Consider the following 18,804-nt stretch of genomic DNA (forward strand, 5'->3'; position numbering starts at 1 on the left):
AATATTATCTGCATATACGGTTGTTCGCTGAATTTTTCTAATTTTGCCAACAATCATTGTTACAACAGGTATTACTTCCAAAAAACGAACATCCAATATCAATGTCAAAGCTGAAATCTCCGGTGGCAGTGCAAGCGTTTATGGGCACTAGTCCACTTTGGTATAAACAAGCCATATTGGCCTGCTTAATCATCAACCCTATCATTCTATTCACCCTAGGGCCAATTGTTACGGGTTGGGTCATTCTCGTCGAGTTTATCGCCACTTTGGCCTTGGCTTTGAAGTGTTATCCGTTAATTCCGGGTGGCTTGCTGGCGTTGGAGGCGGTGTTTATGCAGATGGTAACCCCCCACGCGATTTATGAAGAAGTCAAGCACAATCTTGAAGTAATCTTGTTGCTACTTTTTATGGTTGCAGGGATTCACTTTATGAAAGACTTGCTTGCTTGGATTTTCACCAAAATCATTGTTGGTATCCGCTCCAAAATTGGATTATCGCTCACATTCGCGTTTGCAGGCGCATTTTTATCCGCATGGCTTGATGCCTTGACAGTAACGGCAGTAATGATTGCGGTAGCCATTGCATTCTACAATATCTATACTGGCGCTTCATTGGAAGAAAAAGCAGCCAATATGGACAATCATAATGATCGCAAGCGGGTGGCCAAAGAAGACCTAGAACAGTTCTCGGGCTTCTTGCGTAACCTGATGATGCACGGAGTAGTAGGAACGGCGCTCGGAGGGGTATCTACTCAAGTGGGCGAACCACAAAACCTAATCATTGCTTCTAGTATGAAGTGGAGTTTTGTGGATTTTTATTTGGAGATAGTACACGTATCCTTGCCGGTCTTAGTCTTTGGACTTTTGACTACCATCGTAGTTGAGCGCCTACATATTTTTGGGTATGGCTATGCGCTTCCCGACAATGTGCGCCGCATTCTCGAAAATGAGGGCAAACGTATGCAAGAACAACTTGACTCGCGCAAGATTTATAACCTTATAGTACAAGGTTTGGTCGGGCTGTGGCTCATCATTGGCTTAGCGCTACACTTGGCCGAGGTGGGGTTGATTGGTCTTTCTGTGATTGTGTTGCTCACTGCGCTCACCGGCAAGATAGATGAAAACACCATCGGTCACGCTTTTGAAGAGGCCACACCTTTTACGTCGCTCTTGGTGGTGTTTTTTGTGGTAGTGGCCATGATTGAACAAAATCACCTCTTCACTCCTGTTATTCAAATGGCGCTTGATACCAGCCCTGAGATGCAGCCATACGTGTTTTTTGTGTTCTCAGGCTTGCTCTCCGCAATCAGTGACAACGTCTTTGTCGGGACAATCTATATCAAGCAAGCTGTAGCCAACCTCGGTTATGCCAGCGACCAAGCCCGTGCTGTTGCCGTTGCCATCAACGTAGGAACTAACATTCCCTCTATCGCAACTCCCAACGGCCAAGCTGCCTTCCTCTTTTTGTTGACCAATGCCATCGCTGTGCGCATCAAGTTGTCTTACTTGCGGATGGTTGTGATGGCCATCCCGTATTTCATTGTCTTGACAATCGTCAGCCTTATCTTCTTACAATGGTATTGGATTGGCGGGCATTAGGCCGAAAAGTAGATATACCCAATTAAAACGCTTGAGGATCAAGAAAATCAAATTGATGAGTAACCCCTCAAATCAGCCAAATATTGGTATAAAAAAGCCCACAAGCGCCTTTTCTACTATAGAAAAGGCGCTTGTATTTTGTGGCACAAGATGATTCTCAAAAAAGGCGCTTATTTGAACAAAAACCCTTAATTTTGAGCTGAAAATCTCAATGTTACAATTAATCAATCACTACCATGAAAATAGCTGTCGTTGGTACAGGCTATGTAGGGCTAGTTACAGGAACCTGCTTTGCCGAAACAGGAAACACAGTTACGTGTGTGGATATTGACCAAGAGAAAATATCCAAATTGCAGCAAGGTAAAATCACCATCTACGAACCGGGACTAGAAGCACTCTTTGAACGAAATATCAAGCAAGAGCGCCTTAAATTCACAACTAATCTGGCCGAAGGTATCAAGGGAGCACAACTTATCTTCTTGGCCTTGCCCACCCCTCCGGGCGAAGACGGCTCTGCCGACCTGAAATATGTCCTCCAAGTAGCTAGAGACCTAGGGCCATTATTGGAGGATTATACCGTAATTATCGATAAGAGCACTGTACCCGTAGGTACTGCCGAGAAGGTTCACGATGCTGTCGCTGCCCAAGCAAATGCACCTTTTGATGTAGTCTCAAACCCTGAGTTTTTGCGCGAAGGGGTGGCCGTTGAAGATTTTATGAAGCCTGATCGCGTTGTAGTTGGTACACGCTCGGAGCGCGCCCGCAAGCTAATGGAAAAGCTCTATGCACCTTTTGTACGCCAAGGCAACCCAGTTATCTTCATGGATGAGCGCTCAGCAGAAATGACCAAGTATGCTGCCAATGCCTTCCTAGCAACCAAAATCACCTTTATGAACGAAATCGCCAACCTCTGCGAGAAGGTAGGCGCTAACGTAGACGATATCCGACACGGTATCGGTACAGATACCCGTATCGGCAAACGGTTTCTCTTTGCCGGCATCGGCTATGGCGGCAGTTGCTTTCCCAAAGATGTACAGGCGCTCGCCAAAACAGCCCAAGAGTATGACTATGACTTCAGCATCCTCAAGGCAGTGATGGATGTCAACCAGCAGCAGAAAACCAAGCTCCTGCCGATGCTCAACGCATACTTCAACAATGACCTCAAAGGCAAAAAAATCGCCGTATGGGGGCTAGCCTTCAAACCCTACACTGACGACATCCGTGAGGCTCCCGCCCTCGAAAATATCAAAGCCCTACTAGAAGCCGGAGCCATTGTCAAATCCTATGACCCCGAAGGTATGGAGAATGTGCGCAAAATATTTGGCGATAAAATCGAATATGCCGAAGGCCCCTATGGAGCGCTTATCGAAGCCGATGCCCTGATGATTTTTACAGAGTGGCCTGTGTTCCGAAATCCTGACTTTGAAGTAATCAATACATTACTCAAAAACAAGGTCATCTTTGATGGGCGCAACCTTTTCGAACCCCAACAAATGAAAGACCTAGGCTATACCTACTATAGCATCGGAAGAGAGGTTGTAAAGCCCTAACTTCTCTTAAAAAGCCTGTCAGACTGAAGTCTGGCAGGCTCGGATGTATTATCCTTTTTGCGCTCAATCATTCTTATTCTCCCAAACTATCATGGCCGATAAAAAACGTGTTTTAATTACCGGAGCCGCCGGCTTCCTCGGTTCGCACCTTTGCGACCGCTTCTTGGCAGAGGGCTGCCACGTCATCGGGATGGACAACCTCATCACTGGTGATATGCGCAATATCGAGCACCTAATGCCTCGCGATGACTTCGAGTTTTATCATCATGACGTAACTAAGTTTGTACACCTCCCCGGCAAACTTGACTATATCATGCACTTTGCCTCTCCGGCCAGCCCTATTGATTATCTCAAAATACCCATCCAAACCCTCAAAGTAGGGGCTATGGGGACGCACAATCTCCTTGGCCTAGCCAAAGACAAAGGCGCTCGTATCTTAGTGGCTTCTACTTCTGAAGTGTATGGCGACCCGCTCATTCACCCCCAAACGGAAGAGTACTGGGGCAATGTCAACCCCATCGGCCCCCGAGGGGTATATGACGAAGCCAAGCGCTTTCAAGAGGCCATCACGATGGCTTACCATCGCTACCACGGTGTCGAAACGCGGATTGTCCGTATTTTCAATACCTATGGCCCACGGATGCGTGTGGACGATGGCCGCGCCCTGCCTGCATTTATGAGCCAAGCCCTCCGTGGCGAAGACTTGACTGTTTTTGGCGATGGCTCGCAAACACGCTCGTTCTGCTATGTCGATGATCTTATCGACGGCATCTACCGACTGCTGATGAGCGACTGCGCCGACCCAGTGAACGTAGGAAATCCGGATGAAATATCGCTCAAGGAGTTTGCTGACGAAATCATCGCGTTGACCGGTAACCGCCAAAAGATTGTGTACCACCCTCTCCCACAAGACGACCCCAAACAGCGCCGCCCTGACATTACCAAGGCCAAGGCCATTCTAGGGTGGGAGCCTAAAGTATCGCGCACAGAAGGGCTTCGTCGTACCCTCGAATACTTCAAAACAGTAGTCGAAGGCCAGCAATAACCCTCCTAATAGGGGCTTCCCCTGCGTAAGCGCGGGATTGCCCCCTAATAAGTTGCTGCGCTACCTCTATTAGGCTACAGGCAAACTCTGACCTCAGTATTGATACATTCTCAAAATGACGCTCCCAAATACTCCAGCGATTTTAGTAACCGGAGGTGCCGGGTTTATCGGCTCTCATACGGTTGTTAGCCTGATAGAAGCCGGCTTCAGACCGGTGATTGTGGATGATTTTTCTAACTCCAGCCCCAATGTCATCCAAAGATTGGAGCAGATTACAGGAAAGGCCATCGCATATTACACCCTAGACTGTCTCGACCTCCAAGGCTTGAAAACAGTCTTTGCGCAAGAAACTATCAGCGGAGTGATTCATTTTGCGGCACACAAAGCGGTAGGCGAATCTGTACAACAACCACTGAAGTACTACCGCAATAATCTTGATTCGTTGTTGAATGTATTGAGCTTGATGCAGGAGTATCAGGTACAAGACCTAGTGTTCTCATCATCGGCAACAGTATATGGCCAGCCCGATAACCTACCGGTAGACGAACAAGCGCCGCTAAAACCTGCCGAATCGCCCTATGGGTTTACCAAACAGGTAGGGGAGCAGATACTGCGCGATGCTTGTAAGGTTTCTGCTTTACGCAGTGTATTGTTACGCTATTTCAACCCTATTGGCGCACATCCTTCAGGCCTGATTGGAGAGCTGCCCTTAGGGCCGCCCAACAATCTTGTCCCATATATCATCCAAACAGCCGCAGGGCTCAGAGAGCGCTTGACTGTCTTTGGCAATGACTATGCTACCCCCGACGGTACCTGTATCCGAGATTACATCCACGTGGTAGACCTTGCGCAGGCACACGTACAAGCACTCAAGCATCTGCAAAAACAGACAGAGGCATCTTACTGTGAGGCATTCAATATCGGAACCGGAAAAGGTAACTCGGTATTGGAAGTAATACAGACCTTTATCCAAGAAACTAACCAAGGCCTGCCCTATACCATCGGCCCACGCCGTGCGGGCGATGTAACAGCCGTCTACGCGTCCGTTCAAAAGGCCGAAAAACAGCTAGACTGGCACGCAGAGCGGTCTTTGGCTCAGGCACTTGTGGATGCTTGGCGCTGGCAGTGTAGTTTGAAATAACCAGATGCAATGACCACATCCTTCGGTTATTTACTCAAGAAGGCAAAGCCACACAGGTAATTAGCAAAATCTTAGGACATTAGGGGCGTGCTTTTGTGGCTTTTTGCTGGAGCTTTCCGTATAGCTATACAGTTATTGTTATCTATACACTTATCAATAAAGTCTTATGAATCATATCATCATTCGTTTGTTTTTCTGTTTGTTGATTGCCGCAACGACTTCGACTGCCCAAGCCCAGTTTGTAACCTTTGGTTTCAATACACAACTCGGAGTCCCCGTTGGGCAATATGCCCGCAACCAAGACCAAGTAGGATTCGGGTTTGGAACCAAGTTTTTGGTTTCGCCTTTTGGGGGCTTTGTACACTTTGGGGCAGAGCTTGGGTATCAGATTTATAACCGCGATGTACAAGACTATGACATCGGTTTGTTTGGAAGCAGTACAACATATAAGCTCGTAAATAACAACAATATGTTGATGGGGCACTTGGTTTTGCGCTTGATGCCCAATATGCCCGGTGCTATTTTTCAGCCTTATGTGGATGTAATGGGCGGCAGAAGGCGCTTTTACTTGCGGACTAAGCTGCAAGAAACCACAACTACTAGGGTGGACTTTGATGATGACGAAACCCGCACCCGCACCCTTTCTGCCGAAACCAATTTTGCTAGCAGTGCATGGAGTTATGGAGGTGCAGTAGGAGGATACCTACGCTTGGGAGAGATGGTCAAGCTTGATTTACGCCTGCTCTACCTCTTAGGAAGCGAAGCTGAATATCTCAATCGTGATGGAATACAACAGGCACTGGCCAACCCTCGACCTGATGGAAGCGCTGATTTCCGCCGCTTCTCCGTAAAATCAGCTACTGATATGTATGCCGTACAGTTGGGGCTGGTATTTACCTTATAGAGGCTCAAAATTAGGAGATACGTGTTGTTGGATGAGCCGCCGCAAAGTCGGCACATCCAGCCACTGCGTGTTTTTTTCGGAGCTATAGGCGAAGTTCTTGGCTACAGGTTGCGCCTGATAGTGGGTACGATAGCGTGCCAAGGTCTGCTCATACTCCTCGATAAGGCTATGGGGGGCTATTACAAAATAATCTGCTGTTTCGAGTGTGTGAAGTGCGTCCGATTCGATAATCATTTCTTCGTGTAGCTTTTCGCCCGGGCGAACACCCACAATCCTGTGCTCGCAAGAGGGAGCAATGGCTTCTGCCAAATCGATAATGCGGAAAGAGGGAATACGAGGAACAAAAATCTCGCCTCCTAAGGCGTTTTCTAAGGCAAAAAGCACCGCATTGACACCTGCCTCAGGGGTGATATTGAAGCGGGTCATTGCTGGGTCAGTAATAGGCAACACGCCAGATTGGCGCTTTTCGATAAAAAAAGGAATAACAGAGCCGCTAGCTCCCATTACATTGCCATAGCGCACCACAGCAAAGCTGACCGGGTTGGCCGCACGCATATTATTAGCGGCAATGAAAAGCTTGTCTGCGCAGAGTTTGGTGGCTCCATAAAGATTGATAGGAGCTGCCGCTTTATCAGTAGAAAGGGCAATGACTTTTTTGACTCCTGTATCGAGAGCCGCATTGATGACATTTTCAGAGCCAAAAACATTCGTTTTGATGCACTCCATCGGATTTAGCTCTGCGATGGGTACGTGTTTGAGCGCCGCAGCGTGTATGAGGTAGTCTATCCCCAGACAGGCGCGGGTCAGGCGCTGTGCATCGCGTATATCCCCTATGACAAACTCCAGCGCGGGGTGATTGCCGTAGGGGGTGTGGTGTTGCATCTCAAACTGCTTCAATTCATCGCGGGAATAAATCACTACCCGCTTGACCTTAGGGTATGTCTGCAATATGGCAGCGACAAACTTTTGCCCAAATGAGCCTGTACCTCCGGTGATTAAAATGGATTTTCCGTTCAACATAAGTGTTTCTGTAGCCCTAAGCCTATTCCAAAATATACCAAGACTTGCTGGATTTGAGGGTTCACTAGAGTTGATTTTCTTGATTATCAAGGATTTTCAGCGCATATACTTCCCAAAGCCAGATTCGATTGGGGATTACTCCGAAGCAAAAATAGTTTTTTTTGGCTCAAAGCGGCGGCACAGGGGGGCTTGGCTATCATAAAAACAACACTGCACCTAGCGGTACAGTGTTGCAAGCAAAAGCAAAAGCGGGGTAAGTTTAGGCTGCCAACCACTTCATAGCGGCTTCGGCTTCGCTAAAGTAGGCAATTTCAAAAGCTTGCTCGCCTTTTTCTCCTTCCATAGTTTGCTCGATAGAAAGCTGTGCGATCATCTCTTCAGAAACAAGCAGGGCATATTTTTTTAGGCCTGCGGCAATAAAACGAGGAAAGACTTGCGTGTCAACCCACTCTTGAAGTTTTGGGGTAATGGGGAAAGCAAATTTGCTCGTATCATCCATAATACACTGAGCTTTGTGCTGCTCGGCGGTTTCGGCAATTTTTTCAACCTCGGATACAAAGGTTACCTCATCCATATTGAGGGTGTCGGGAGTCCATTGTTTGGCCATAATGCCTTGCTCGGCATAAAATCTAATAACCTGATAATCGCTTTTATATACTTCCATCGCAGTATAAGGGGTTTTTGAGGTGGAGAACAGTAAGTGCAGCTAGAATGACAAAGGTAGTATGAGATAAAGATTTTACGAATCCATAATTATCACTAAAACAACAAGTGTAAGGATTTCCAAATTTTAGCTGGATAGCTACTTGTGAAACGGGGTATTTTTATTAGTTTTGGAGACAGCACTGACAACAAAAGTGTTTCATTGATTAAAACTACAAAATATTTTCAAAATGACCAAACTTAAAGACAAAGTATGTATTATCACTGGTGGTGGTAGTGGTATTGGCCTTGCTTCGGCGCGTTTATTTTTAGACGAAGGTGCCAAGGTAGTCCTTTTTGGGCGCTCTGCTGCTAAGCTAGAGGCGGCTAAAGCCGAATTAGGAGTCGAAGAGCGCGTTTTGACTGTATCTGGAGATATTGCCCAAGCAGCAGATCGTCAAGCCTTGGTAGCCACAACGGTTGCTCATTTTGGGAAAATAGACGTACTTCACCTCAATGCAGGCATTGCCAAAGCTGCTTCCATAGAGCAAATGACAGAGGAAATGTATGATGAAGTATTGGCTGCAAACCTCAAAGGTCCGTATTTTTTAATTCAAGCAGCTTTGCCCGAAATGAATGATGGGGGAGCTATTGTATTTACAGGGTCTATTTCTAACCAAATCGGTCAACACTCGCTGAGCGCTTATGCGGCCAGCAAAGCAGGCCTGCGCTCTCTAGCACGCACCCTCTCTACAGAGTTGTTGCCCCGCAAAATCCGGGTCAATATGGTCAGCCCCGGCGTTACACAAACCCCAATATTGGATATGCCCGGTCTTTCGGCAGAGGTAGTACAAGAGATGATTGCCAGCCTAGCAGCCCAGAATCCAATGAAACGTATCGGGCAACCCGAAGAAATTGCAAAGGCAGCCTTGTTTTTAGCTTCTGATGATTCCTCGTACATCTTAGGAGCTGAAATTATAGCCGACGGAGGATTCACACAACTACAACTGACCTAGGTTGGATTGACGAGTTTGGATTGACGATTTAATCGTAGCTCGTCAATCGTAGCTCGTCAATCTTATTAGCCTTGAATCCACTCAATAGCTTTAGTTTCGCTATCAAAGTATTTGCTCAAAAACTGGGCAGCGTTATGGTCTTCAATGAGCTGCTCTACAGAAACTTGAGAAAAAATATCCTTGCTAACTACAATGGCTAACTTTTCGATACCGACTACTGCAAAGCTAGGGAATAGAAAGTCATTGTGCCACTCTTGTAGTGCAGGGGTGATGCTGTATTGCATCTCAAGCGTATCTGCCAGTATAGCACGAGGTTTGAAGGTTTCTAGTGCCTCCTTTTCCTTAGCAATCACCTGCTTGAAGTCTGCTTCTGTCATATCGGCAGAGCCTTCAAGCCATTGGATTTTGACAGCATTGTGTGAGGCGAGGTGCTCAATAGCGACAAAGTTATCTTGATAAAAACTCATAGTATTAAAAAATTAAGTATACCGTTGGACTTGGGCGTAAAAATACGGGAATGAGAGGTAGTAGAGGCCGTAGCGTAATAAAATTTTGTTTTTTGGATAAAAATAAAACACCATTCCGACTAAACACTTGATATTACGCTCTTAATCAGTGTTTAAACACGTTTTTAAAAGCATAATAATTCCCATATCAGATATTTTTGGACGTAGGTTTGCAACTACGTTTTTTAGTATTTATTTTGACACGCCTAACACACAAACAACCTACTAAACACATCCCCTTGTCATTACTACTTAACCCTCATACCGTCCGATTGATGCGCTATAGCTGCTGTAGTTGCTTATGTCTGCTACTCGTCCTTGCAGTAAGTCCTAAGCTTTGGGCGCAGCCAACACTCTTGCTCAAAAACGAAAAGGGCTACCTCAGCATACAGCCTGAGCATATTAAGCTGCTGGAAGACAAGCACAACGCCTTGACTTTTAACGAAGTATTGGTAGGGCAGAAGATGTTCTATACGCCGGGTAAACTCAACTTTGGCTTTAGCAGCACCACCTACTGGGTCAAACTCCGGCTTCGACGGCCTAGCCAAGGCTCTGACCGCATTGTAGGCCAAAGCAGTCAATGGTTTTTGTTGGTCGACTATGCCCCGCTGGATTCTATCAAGGTCTATTACCAAGATTACGACAAAAAATGGCGGTCTTATAGTGTGGGGGATATGGTACCGATCAACAAACGGAGTGTTTTTTTTAAGAGCGCTGTCATCCCTTTACACCTTATTGACGAAGGGGCACATAATTTTTACCTCAAAGTCCGCACCAAGGGCTCTGTACAGCTGCCAATCAGCATCCAGAGCGCCTCTTATTTTCAGCGTTATAGCCTGACGGTAGAGTTGCTCTATGGCGGTTTTTATGGTGGGCTATTCCTCATCATGCTTTACAACTTCTTTTTGTGGGTGGCTATTAGGGAGCGGAGTTACTTGATTTATTGCTTCTATATCACCAGCTTTATTTTGGCGCAGCTTTCGCTTCAGGGGCACGGTTTTTTGTATCTATGGGGTGCGTATCCTCGGGTTGCCAACCTGATGTTGCCTATTTCGATGACGATAGCCTCCGGTTTTGGGATTACCTTTGCGATGTATTTCCTTTCTACACATAAACAGATGCCCCGGTGGCATATTTTCTTATTGGGCATAGCCTTATTTTGTTTCTCCTTTGGCTTGCTCAGCCCCTTGCTCAACTACAACCTGACCATCTTGGTGGCAACCTCTTCTGTGATGGTGATGAGTGTATTGATGATCATTACAGGGGTCTTGAGCTGGATATGGGGCAATCGAAGTGCCAAGCTCTTTGTCTTGGGTTGGAGCGCGGCGATGCTGGGGATTTTATTGCTCGCCTTCAAACTTTCGGGCTACCTTTATTGGGCTTGGCTCGACTATGCCCCCCAAGGAGGAACCTTGCTACAGGTACTGTTGTTGTCTTTGGCCTTGGCTGATAAAATCAATATCTACCGCCAAGAGAAAGAAAAAGCCCAACAAGAAGCACTCATTGTTGCCCGCGAAAACGAACGCATTATCCTAGAGCAAAACCAAACCCTCGAAACACGGGTGCGTGAGCGGACAGAGGAGATTATGGTACAAAACGAAGAGCTACAACAACAGAGGGAGGAAATATTGGCACAACGCAACTTTATAGAAGCTAAAAATGCCGAACTCGAAAAAGCCTACGAAAATCTCAAATACAACAAAGACCAAATAGAGCAAAGCCAAGTTGCTGTACAACAGGCAAACGAACAACTACAAGAAAACAACCAAGTACTCGAACTCCAAAAAGCGGCGCTAGAGCAGGCCAATGACAAACTGAAGGAGTATAGCCAAGAGCTACAGCTCGTCCAAAAGGACCTAGAGGCCAAACACCAAGAGTTGGTTTTGCACGACAAAAAGCTGCAAAGCAGTATCGAAGCCGCCCTTACGATACAACAGGCTGTGCTGCCCTATGAAGAGAAGCTCAAGAAGCTATTGGGAGAATATTTTGTCATTTACCAACCAAAGGACATTGTGTCGGGCGATTTTTATTGGCTCAATGCCGTCGACGAAGAGGTCATCTTAGTGGTGGCCGACTGTACCGGCCACGGGGTTTCGGGGGCATTTATGACCCTCATAGGCCATACCCTTCTCGACCGCATTGTACGCTTTGGCCGCGCTACCAATCCTGCCGAAATCCTCAGCCGCCTACACCGCGATGTTCAGGTAGTGCTCAAGCAACGTCATACCCAAAACAACAGCGGGATGGATGCCGCTATCTGCAACATCTCGCCTACACAGTTCGACACGCACACACAGCTGGTCTTTGCCGGAGCCAAACACAGCCTTTATTATGTAGAGCCTAACGACCCCACAACACTCAAAGAGCTAAAAGGAACACGCAAAGGCATAGGGGGAATGCAAAACGAAGAGCGTGCTTTTGAGAATAGTGTCCTTATTTTGGAGCGTGGCACAATGGTATACCTACTCACTGACGGGCTACAAGACCAGAACAACCAGCAAAGACAGAAATTTGGCAAGCGTCGCCTGCAAGAGGAGTTGTTGGCCATACATCATTTACCCATAGATACCCAAAAACTATATCTCAACCAACTGATACAGGAGCATATGGGGCAAACCGAACAACGCGACGATATGTTGGTATTGGGCTTTAGGCTATAAATACAAATATTGCATCAGCCAAGCCGGAGAACCTTGCGCGCCGGGCTAGCCCAATAACAAATCGGCAAACCAAAAACCCGTATCCCAAGCCGGAGGGGTTTGGTTGGCTGGGGTGGGGTAGGTGCGGTATACTTTTTCGCCCACCACTACCGGGATGAACGCCGAAAAATAAGGTGCTTGGTATACAAAACTATGAAACTCTCCGTTTTCGCCGCAAGGGTCTACTTCGGGAGGCAGGGCTTGGACAAACTCGCGGTCGAGGTCGCGCCCTACAAAGCTTTGGTCAAGATAGCGCGCACTGACACAAACCACCTTGGCACGAAAACCCAGCGCCCAAAACTCTTCTAGCAAGTCTAAACTATCGCGCTGCCAGAGTGGGAAAACCCCTTGCAGATGTTGTTGTGCGAAGCGCTCTTCGCGGTATCGGCGGAGGTCTTCAAGAAAAATATCACCGCAAAGTACATGGCTGATTTGTTGCTCAGCCCAGTGTGTTTGTACGGCTTGCATCCGTTGGTTGTAGTCTTCCATCGAAGCCTCCTCGGGCAGGCGTACTGCCTGCCAAGGCAGGCCGATGACCTCTGCTTGGCGCCGTATCAAAGCTTCGCGTATGCCGTGCATCGACACGCGCTCGTGGGCTTCGTTACAAGTAGTCAGGAGTTGCTTGACCTCATAGTCGGGATTTTGTAGAGTATGATAAAGCGCTAGAGCTGCATCTTTACCCCCGCTCCAAAGGCAGGCGGTAGCATAGGGAGGGTGGGAAGTGTTAGTCATTGGCAGTGGTAGTGTCGATATTTTCGACCTGTTGCATAAAATCATCACTGGCTTCGAGCACCTCCCAAGTGCGGTCGGCCATCAGACGCACCTTGGCGCAATATTGGGCAAAAGGCATTGAGCGCCCCCATTCTTGCGGCGTTATCATCGAGAGCATATAGCCACCGTTTTTGCGTAGATAGAGGCAGTAGATATGGTTGATGACGGGCTCGAAGTTAATATCTGAAGCATAGATGAGCTTCGAAACCTCGGCGCGGAGCTTGATTTTGTGGGCTTGCTCGGCAAGGGTACGCATCTGCTCATAGATTTGGGTCATCTGGATGTCCGTCTGTTGTGCCATCGCCTCCAGAGATTGCGCACGGATAACCCCCTGCTCCGTAGGCTTGATGACAGCCCCCCCCGCAGTGTGTGCGTAGGGCAACAGCCCGGGGTTTTCGGCTACCTTGTCTTTATCAATTGGATTGACAAAATCCGCTCTTGGTTGTGATTGGGGTGTTTCTTGCGTGTTTTCGGCAGAATTACTCATAACAGCGTGTAGGGGTGATGGGAATGACAAACATAAACCTGTCTTATCAAAATCATATAGGCTTATCATTACAACAACCCAAAAGGGCGAGAATAGTTCGCCCTTGGGTGAAATTTTAGAGTGATGCCGCCTGTGCTTGAGGGGCTATTTTTTTGACCAAGCCTTGGAGCACCTTACCAGGACCTACCTCGACAAAGTTGGTAGCTCCGTCTTGCGCCATTTGCTGCACGCTTTGTGTCCAACGGACGGGGGCGGTTAGTTGGGCAATCAAGTTTTGTTTGATGGTTGCTACGTCTGTGGCCGGTAGGGCATTCACATTTTGGTATACCGGCGCAATAGGTTTGCGGAAGGGCGTTTGGGCGATGGCTTCGGCCAACTCTTGGCGGGCAGGCTCCATCAGCGGGGAATGGAATGCGCCCCCTACGGCCAGCTTAAGGGCGCGTTTGGCTCCGGCAGCTTTGAGGGCTTCGATAGCGGCATCGATGCCTTCGTTCGTGCCCGAAATCACCAATTGGCCGGGACAGTTGTAGTTGGCAGGTACTACCCCTTCGATACTTTGGCAAACCTCTTCTACCTTTGCATCATCAAGACCAAGCACTGCCGCCATCGTAGATGGGTTGGCTTCGCAAGCTGCCTGCATCGCAAGGGCACGCTTAGAGACCAAGCGCAGCGCATCTTCAAAGGCCAGCGCCTGATTGGCCACCAAGGCCGAAAACTCACCCAGCGAGTGGCCTGCCACCATATCGGGGCGGAAGTCGGGGGTAGTCAGTGCCAAAATAGCCGAATGCAGAAAAATAGCCGGCTGTGTAACCTTGGTCTGCTTGAGGTCCTCGTCTGTGCCCGAAAACATCAGGTCTGTAATCCGAAAACCGAGAATTTCGTTGGCTTGCTCAAAAAGCGCCTTGGCCTCTGGGCGGCTGTCGTATAGGTCTTGGCCCATACCGACAAACTGCGCGCCTTGGCCGGGGAAAATGTATGCATTCATAGGAGTATGTTTTTGGGTCTATGGCAAACGATAGGTCTGCAAAAGTACAACTCCTCGGCAGAGTATCCAAAAGTAACAGCCCAGCCCTGAAAACTAGAACGATACCCACACCACTGGATATTTTTGGAAAAGCAGCTCGGAGTGTCAGCTCCGAGACAAGCTGAGGCCTCATTTTTGGAGGTAAAATGAGACTTAGCCCACAGTGGGATTTGAAAAATGTCCAGTGGCGTGAACGATGCTTATCCCGCCATTCAGTGTAACAAATTGAAGACCAAGGGAGTTTATGATGGTATGCGAATAAAAGAATGTGATTTGTGATTTTTAAGGGTTGATAGACTGGTTATGTCAGTATTACAGGTATTCGTACCCAATCAAAATGGGGAATATATCTGTTGAAAGTCATTGATAATCAATAAAATAAGACCCTGTAAATTCCTAAATCTTGTGAGTCTTGGTACAATTTGGTAAACCCTTTGTCTTAGAATGTTATGCAGTATTTAAGGAAACCTTATTGCTGGGGATGCTTACTATGGGTCATCATCAGCCAAGTTGCTGTGGGGCAACAGCGCGCCTTTCCCAATGATTTGTCGGAACAACACAGCGCTATTTGGTCAAGCCTGACGGCTTCTGCTGGGCTACCACACCTAGAGCTGGCTATTCCTGATGGCTACCGCAACGCTGAGCGCCAATCACTATTGCTTACGGATAGCCCTTTGGCCAAATATCGTGTCCCTATGGGCAGGAACTTCTACATCACCCGTATTCATATACAACCCTCTAGCTATCAGGATGATGAAGGCGTACTTCGTCTGAACCAGAAGGAAGTGTTGCGTTTTAATGTAGGCAAGCAGCTTTGTAGCCGAACAAACCTGCGCCTCTCTAGCCCGCTTTTGATACGCGCAGGGACAGAAATAGCCCTCGTTGGTGAGCGCTCGCAAGTTTTGTTGGAAGGCTTTACAGTAGATGCCGAAGTGCAGCCGGTGTTTATTCCTGTTGGAGAAGATTATACACCCCCTGCCGGAAAAACACTCGTATTGACGCATTATGTACTCCAAAAACGCTGCGACCAGCCTTTCTATGGGGTTTTTGATTTTGAGGTACTAGAAAGCAAGGGGCTGAGCATCCCTATTTTTGTAACAGAAGGCGAGTCGGCACGTAAAGCATTGACGAATAAAGCGCTGGCTATTTTTGGCTACATCCAATAGCCCAACGGCTCTTTAGGCAGACCATTGGGCATTGCTGAAATGTCTGGTGGTCTGAAAATAGCTATTGTTTTTTACGCCACTGTATATTTGGCAACCTTAAATAAGGCCTCAGCTTGTCTCGGAGCGGGAACTCCGAGTTACTTTTTCAGAAATGTCTAGTGCTGTGTGTTGTTTTGGTGAAAGATAGGCTCAACGAACTACGCCTGAGGGACGACTATCCAAAGAAGGGAATCACTCATTTCCCAAAAAACTTGCCTACTATAAAATTAATGCTACGAAATTCTTTGTAAAATCACAAAATAAAAAATTTTTACGCATAAAGACTACTAAAAAGATAGACTAAGTGTTTTTTGAAATAAAAATCCCTCTAGCTTTGCCATCGTTAATGATTGGCTACGTTTATCTAAACTTTTATTTGTATGTGTATCCCCATTAGTCTGTCAATTGGAACCTGCGGCGAGCGACTAGTTCGCCTATGCAACGATTGTGATAAGAGAGCTTTACATCTCTTTCAAGTATTTGGTAATAAGCACTTTGTGTGTATGATGCTTTGTTGTATGTGTGCTATTACAGGGATTAATTTATAAAAATTTTAATACACAAAAAACAAAATGAAACTAATACAAAAAAACATATTATGGCTCTTGCTCTTGGCAGGGCAGTTATCAGGCGCAGGGCTTTGGGCGCAGGGCTTTGTGGTCAGTGGCCAACTGTTGGATGAGCAAAACGAGCCAATCGTAGCCGCCACTATAGTCATCAAGGGGACGGCCAACTATACCATTACCGACCAAGAGGGGCGCTTCAGCCTCAAAAGCGAAACCGCACCCCCTTTTACCCTACGTAGTAGTTTTGTGGGTTATGCGCCTCAGGAGACAGTCGTTACGTCAGAAAAGTTGGCACAACCCCTGACCATTAAGCTGCAAGGCGACCTGACCTTGGCCGAAGTAGTCGTAACCTCACGCCGCCGCAGCGAGGAAGTACAAGAAATTCCCATTGCGGTTTCGGTTGTTACAGGGGATTTTCTGGACGATGCAGGTGCTTTCAACGTCAATAGGGTCAAAGAATTGGTGCCTACGGTACAGCTTTACTCCTCCAATCCGCGCAATACAACACTCAATATCAGAGGGTTAGGCTCTACCTTTGGCCTTACTAATGATGGCATAGACCCCGGAGTAGGCTTTTATGTAGACGGGGTGTATTATGCCCGCCCCGCAGTTACGACACTCGACTTCATCGACATCGAGCAGATAGAAGTATTGCGAGGCCCTCAAGGGACGCTTTTTGGTAAAAATACCACTGCCGGAGCCTTCAACATCACAACCCGCAGGCCTAGCTTTGAGTCAGGCTTCAACTTTGAGTCAAGTTTTGGCAACTACGGTTTTGTACAGGCCAAGACCTCCCTTACCGGGGCTTTGAGCAATAAGCTGGCGGCACGCCTATCGTTTTCGGGTACTCAGCGCAACGGAGTGATTCAGAATGTGGCTACCAACAAGGCCGTCAACGACCTCAACAATCTAGGGCTTCGCGGGCAGTTGCTTTTTGTACCCAATTCACGGCTAGAGATTTTGTTGGCAGCAGATTACTCCACCCAACGCCCCGATGGCTATGCCCAAGTGTATGCAGGCGTTACCGAAACGCGCCGCCCTGCCTATCGGCAGTTTAACCAAATCATCTCAGATCTCAACTATACCCTGCCAAGTACCAACCCCTTCGACCGTATTATAGACCATGACACCCCGTGGCGCTCCGACAACGACCTAGGCGGGGTGTCGCTCAATATCGATGCCAAAATAGGGCAGGGGATGCTCACCTCTACCACTGCCTGGCGCTATTGGAACTGGGGGCCTTCTAATGACCGAGACTTTACAGGCCTGCAAGGGCTGCGCCTCTCTCAAGCTCCTTCGCGGCACAACCAGTGGTCACAGGAAGTACGTTATGCCGGTGATTTTGGCAAGCGCCTCAGTGGAGTGCTGGGAGTATATACCCTCTGGCAAGACCTGCGCGCCACACCCTACCATACCGAAGAAGCAGGGCGCGACCAGTGGCGCTTCTCACAAAGCTCGACCAGCCCCTTGTGGGCTACCCCCGGCCTGCTCGACGGATACGGGACACGCACCCGCAATCGTTTGGAGAGTTTCAGCGGAGCCGTGTTTGCACAGCTCGACTGGGGCATCACAGACAGGCTACACTTCTTGCCCGGTATCCGCTACAACTACGACGAAAAAGCCATCTTGTTTGACCGTGAAGTGTACGGAGGACTACAAACAACTGATCCTGCCCTGATTGCCTTGCAGCGCTCCGTATACAACGAGCAGTCATTTGAGGCCTTTGTGAGTGAGTCCAACTTCTCGGGGCAGGTTACCTTGGCTTATCGGCTCTCAGAGCGTTTCAATACCTTTGCAACCTATTCGACAAGCTTCAAGCCTGTAGGCATCAATCTTGGAGGCCTGCCACGCATCAATGGAGAAACGGCCATAGACTTGGCGCGCATTGAGCCGGAGTATGTGAGCCATTTTGAAGTGGGTATCAAGACCAAGCCCTCGGCTCGCAGTACCTTCAACATTGTATACCACAACACCGACATCAGCAATTTTCAGACCTTGGTACAAACCCCCGACCTGTCGGTCAATCGGGGGTATTTGGCCAATGCAGAGCGGGTGAATGTATGGGGAATAGAGCTAGACGCACAAGCACGAGTCAACCGTTTTCTGACAGCCTTTGGCTCCTTGGCCTATACTGATGGGCGGTATGTGAAGTTCACCAATGCACCCGTGCCTTTGGAAGAGACCGGTGGCGAAACCTTCAAAGACATTTCGGGCGGGGCGCTGCCCGGTATCTCACGATGGGCCGCTTCGCTCGGTGGCGAAGTATCGCACAAAGGGCGCTTCTTGGGCTACGAAGGCAAGTTCTTCTTGGCTGCTGACGGCTTTTACCGCTCCGGCTTCTCGTCTAGTCCCTCGCCTTCACAGGTGCTCAATGTGGATGGCTACGCCCTTGTCAATGCCCGAGTGGGCTTTAGAGGAGCTGAGGGCTTATCGATATTCGTATGGTCGCGCAACTTGCTCAACCAAGACTACTTCGAGTTTTTATTGCCCGGCGCAGGTAACGTAGGGCATTATGCTGGAGTATTGGGTGATCCCCAAACCTATGGCATTACCTTGCGTTATACGCTGTAGTCATTAGGCTACTACTCAAAAAAAACACCACCAAGTGCCCGAAAGGAACATTTGGCGGT

General features: G+C 48.0%; 15 protein-coding genes. 9 read left to right on the top strand and 6 right to left on the bottom strand.

Translation table 11 applies throughout. From position 1 onward, the window contains the following. Positions 1-101 precede the first annotated feature (101 nt). From nhaB to G499_RS0111885, 5 genes are all read left to right on the top strand, one after another. Complete coding sequence (gene nhaB, locus G499_RS0111865; RefSeq protein WP_035727329.1) at positions 102-1,598, top strand: sodium/proton antiporter NhaB; 1,497 nt, start codon at positions 102-104, stop codon at positions 1,596-1,598. 236 nt (positions 1,599-1,834) lie between these two features. Beyond that, positions 1,835-3,148, top strand: a complete 1,314-nt coding sequence (locus G499_RS0111870) for a UDP-glucose dehydrogenase family protein (protein WP_027000126.1) — start codon at positions 1,835-1,837, stop codon at positions 3,146-3,148. Positions 3,149-3,239: 91 nt separating this feature from the next. After that, positions 3,240-4,193: a UDP-glucuronic acid decarboxylase family protein gene (locus tag G499_RS0111875; RefSeq protein ID WP_027000127.1), complete on the top strand. Its 954-nt coding sequence runs from the start codon at positions 3,240-3,242 to the stop codon at positions 4,191-4,193. 115 nt (positions 4,194-4,308) lie between these two features. Further along, entirely contained in the window at positions 4,309-5,334 is a 1,026-nt protein-coding gene (gene galE / locus G499_RS0111880) for a UDP-glucose 4-epimerase GalE (protein WP_027000128.1), read from the top strand. Positions 5,335-5,500: 166 nt separating this feature from the next. Then, a complete protein-coding gene (locus G499_RS0111885; RefSeq protein ID WP_027000129.1) occupies positions 5,501-6,238 on the top strand; it encodes a hypothetical protein in 738 nt (245 codons plus the stop codon). Here the strand turns inward: G499_RS0111885 and pseB are convergent. Together pseB and G499_RS0111895 are read right to left on the bottom strand one after the other, a co-directional pair. Further along, positions 6,233-7,258, bottom strand: a complete 1,026-nt coding sequence (pseB, locus tag G499_RS0111890; protein WP_035727332.1) for a UDP-N-acetylglucosamine 4,6-dehydratase (inverting) — start codon at positions 7,256-7,258, stop codon at positions 6,233-6,235. The two genes, G499_RS0111885 and pseB, sit on opposite strands and share 6 nt — an antisense overlap. A gap of 259 nt (positions 7,259-7,517) precedes the next feature. Beyond that, positions 7,518-7,922: a hypothetical protein gene (locus tag G499_RS0111895; protein ID WP_027000131.1), complete on the bottom strand. Its 405-nt coding sequence runs from the start codon at positions 7,920-7,922 to the stop codon at positions 7,518-7,520. Between the two features lie 229 nt (positions 7,923-8,151). Here G499_RS0111895 and G499_RS0111900 point away from each other — a divergent pair, with 229 nt between their 5' ends. Beyond that, a complete protein-coding gene (locus tag G499_RS0111900) occupies positions 8,152-8,916 on the top strand; it encodes a glucose 1-dehydrogenase (RefSeq protein WP_027000132.1) in 765 nt (254 codons plus the stop codon). A 65-nt stretch (positions 8,917-8,981) separates the two neighbouring features. Here G499_RS0111900 and G499_RS0111905 read toward each other — a convergent pair whose 3' ends face one another. After that, the gene (locus tag G499_RS0111905; RefSeq protein ID WP_027000133.1) at positions 8,982-9,383 is read right to left on the bottom strand and encodes an STAS/SEC14 domain-containing protein; all 402 of its coding nucleotides are present in this window, start codon (positions 9,381-9,383) and stop codon (positions 8,982-8,984) included. Between the two features lie 278 nt (positions 9,384-9,661). Here G499_RS0111905 and G499_RS0111910 point away from each other — a divergent pair, with 278 nt between their 5' ends. Beyond that, complete coding sequence (locus G499_RS0111910) at positions 9,662-12,082, top strand: 7TM diverse intracellular signaling domain-containing protein (protein WP_154658430.1); 2,421 nt, start codon at positions 9,662-9,664, stop codon at positions 12,080-12,082. 45 nt (positions 12,083-12,127) lie between these two features. On the opposite strand, the gene G499_RS0111915 is transcribed toward G499_RS0111910, so the two are convergent. From G499_RS0111915 to fabD, 3 genes are all read right to left on the bottom strand, one after another. Continuing rightward, entirely contained in the window at positions 12,128-12,853 is a 726-nt protein-coding gene (locus G499_RS0111915) for a Dph6-related ATP pyrophosphatase (protein WP_027000135.1), read from the bottom strand. Further along, complete coding sequence (locus G499_RS19795) at positions 12,846-13,379, bottom strand: DUF2452 domain-containing protein (protein WP_051296201.1); 534 nt, start codon at positions 13,377-13,379, stop codon at positions 12,846-12,848. The genes G499_RS0111915 and G499_RS19795 overlap by 8 nt, the downstream gene beginning before the upstream one ends. Before the next feature lie 115 nt (positions 13,380-13,494). Beyond that, the gene (fabD, locus tag G499_RS0111925) at positions 13,495-14,364 is read right to left on the bottom strand and encodes an ACP S-malonyltransferase (RefSeq protein WP_027000136.1); all 870 of its coding nucleotides are present in this window, start codon (positions 14,362-14,364) and stop codon (positions 13,495-13,497) included. A 488-nt stretch (positions 14,365-14,852) separates the two neighbouring features. Here fabD and G499_RS0111930 point away from each other — a divergent pair, with 488 nt between their 5' ends. Next, positions 14,853-15,569 (top strand): hypothetical protein, encoded by a 717-nt coding sequence (locus G499_RS0111930; RefSeq protein ID WP_027000137.1) that lies wholly within the window; start codon positions 14,853-14,855, stop codon positions 15,567-15,569. A 611-nt stretch (positions 15,570-16,180) separates the two neighbouring features. Then, positions 16,181-18,745, top strand: coding sequence for a TonB-dependent receptor (locus tag G499_RS0111935; RefSeq protein WP_035727337.1), 2,565 nt, complete (start codon positions 16,181-16,183; stop codon positions 18,743-18,745). Positions 18,746-18,804 lie beyond the last annotated feature (59 nt).

Source organism: Eisenibacter elegans DSM 3317 (assembly GCF_000430505.1).
Taxonomy (GTDB): Bacteria; Bacteroidota; Bacteroidia; order Cytophagales; family Microscillaceae; genus Eisenibacter; species Eisenibacter elegans.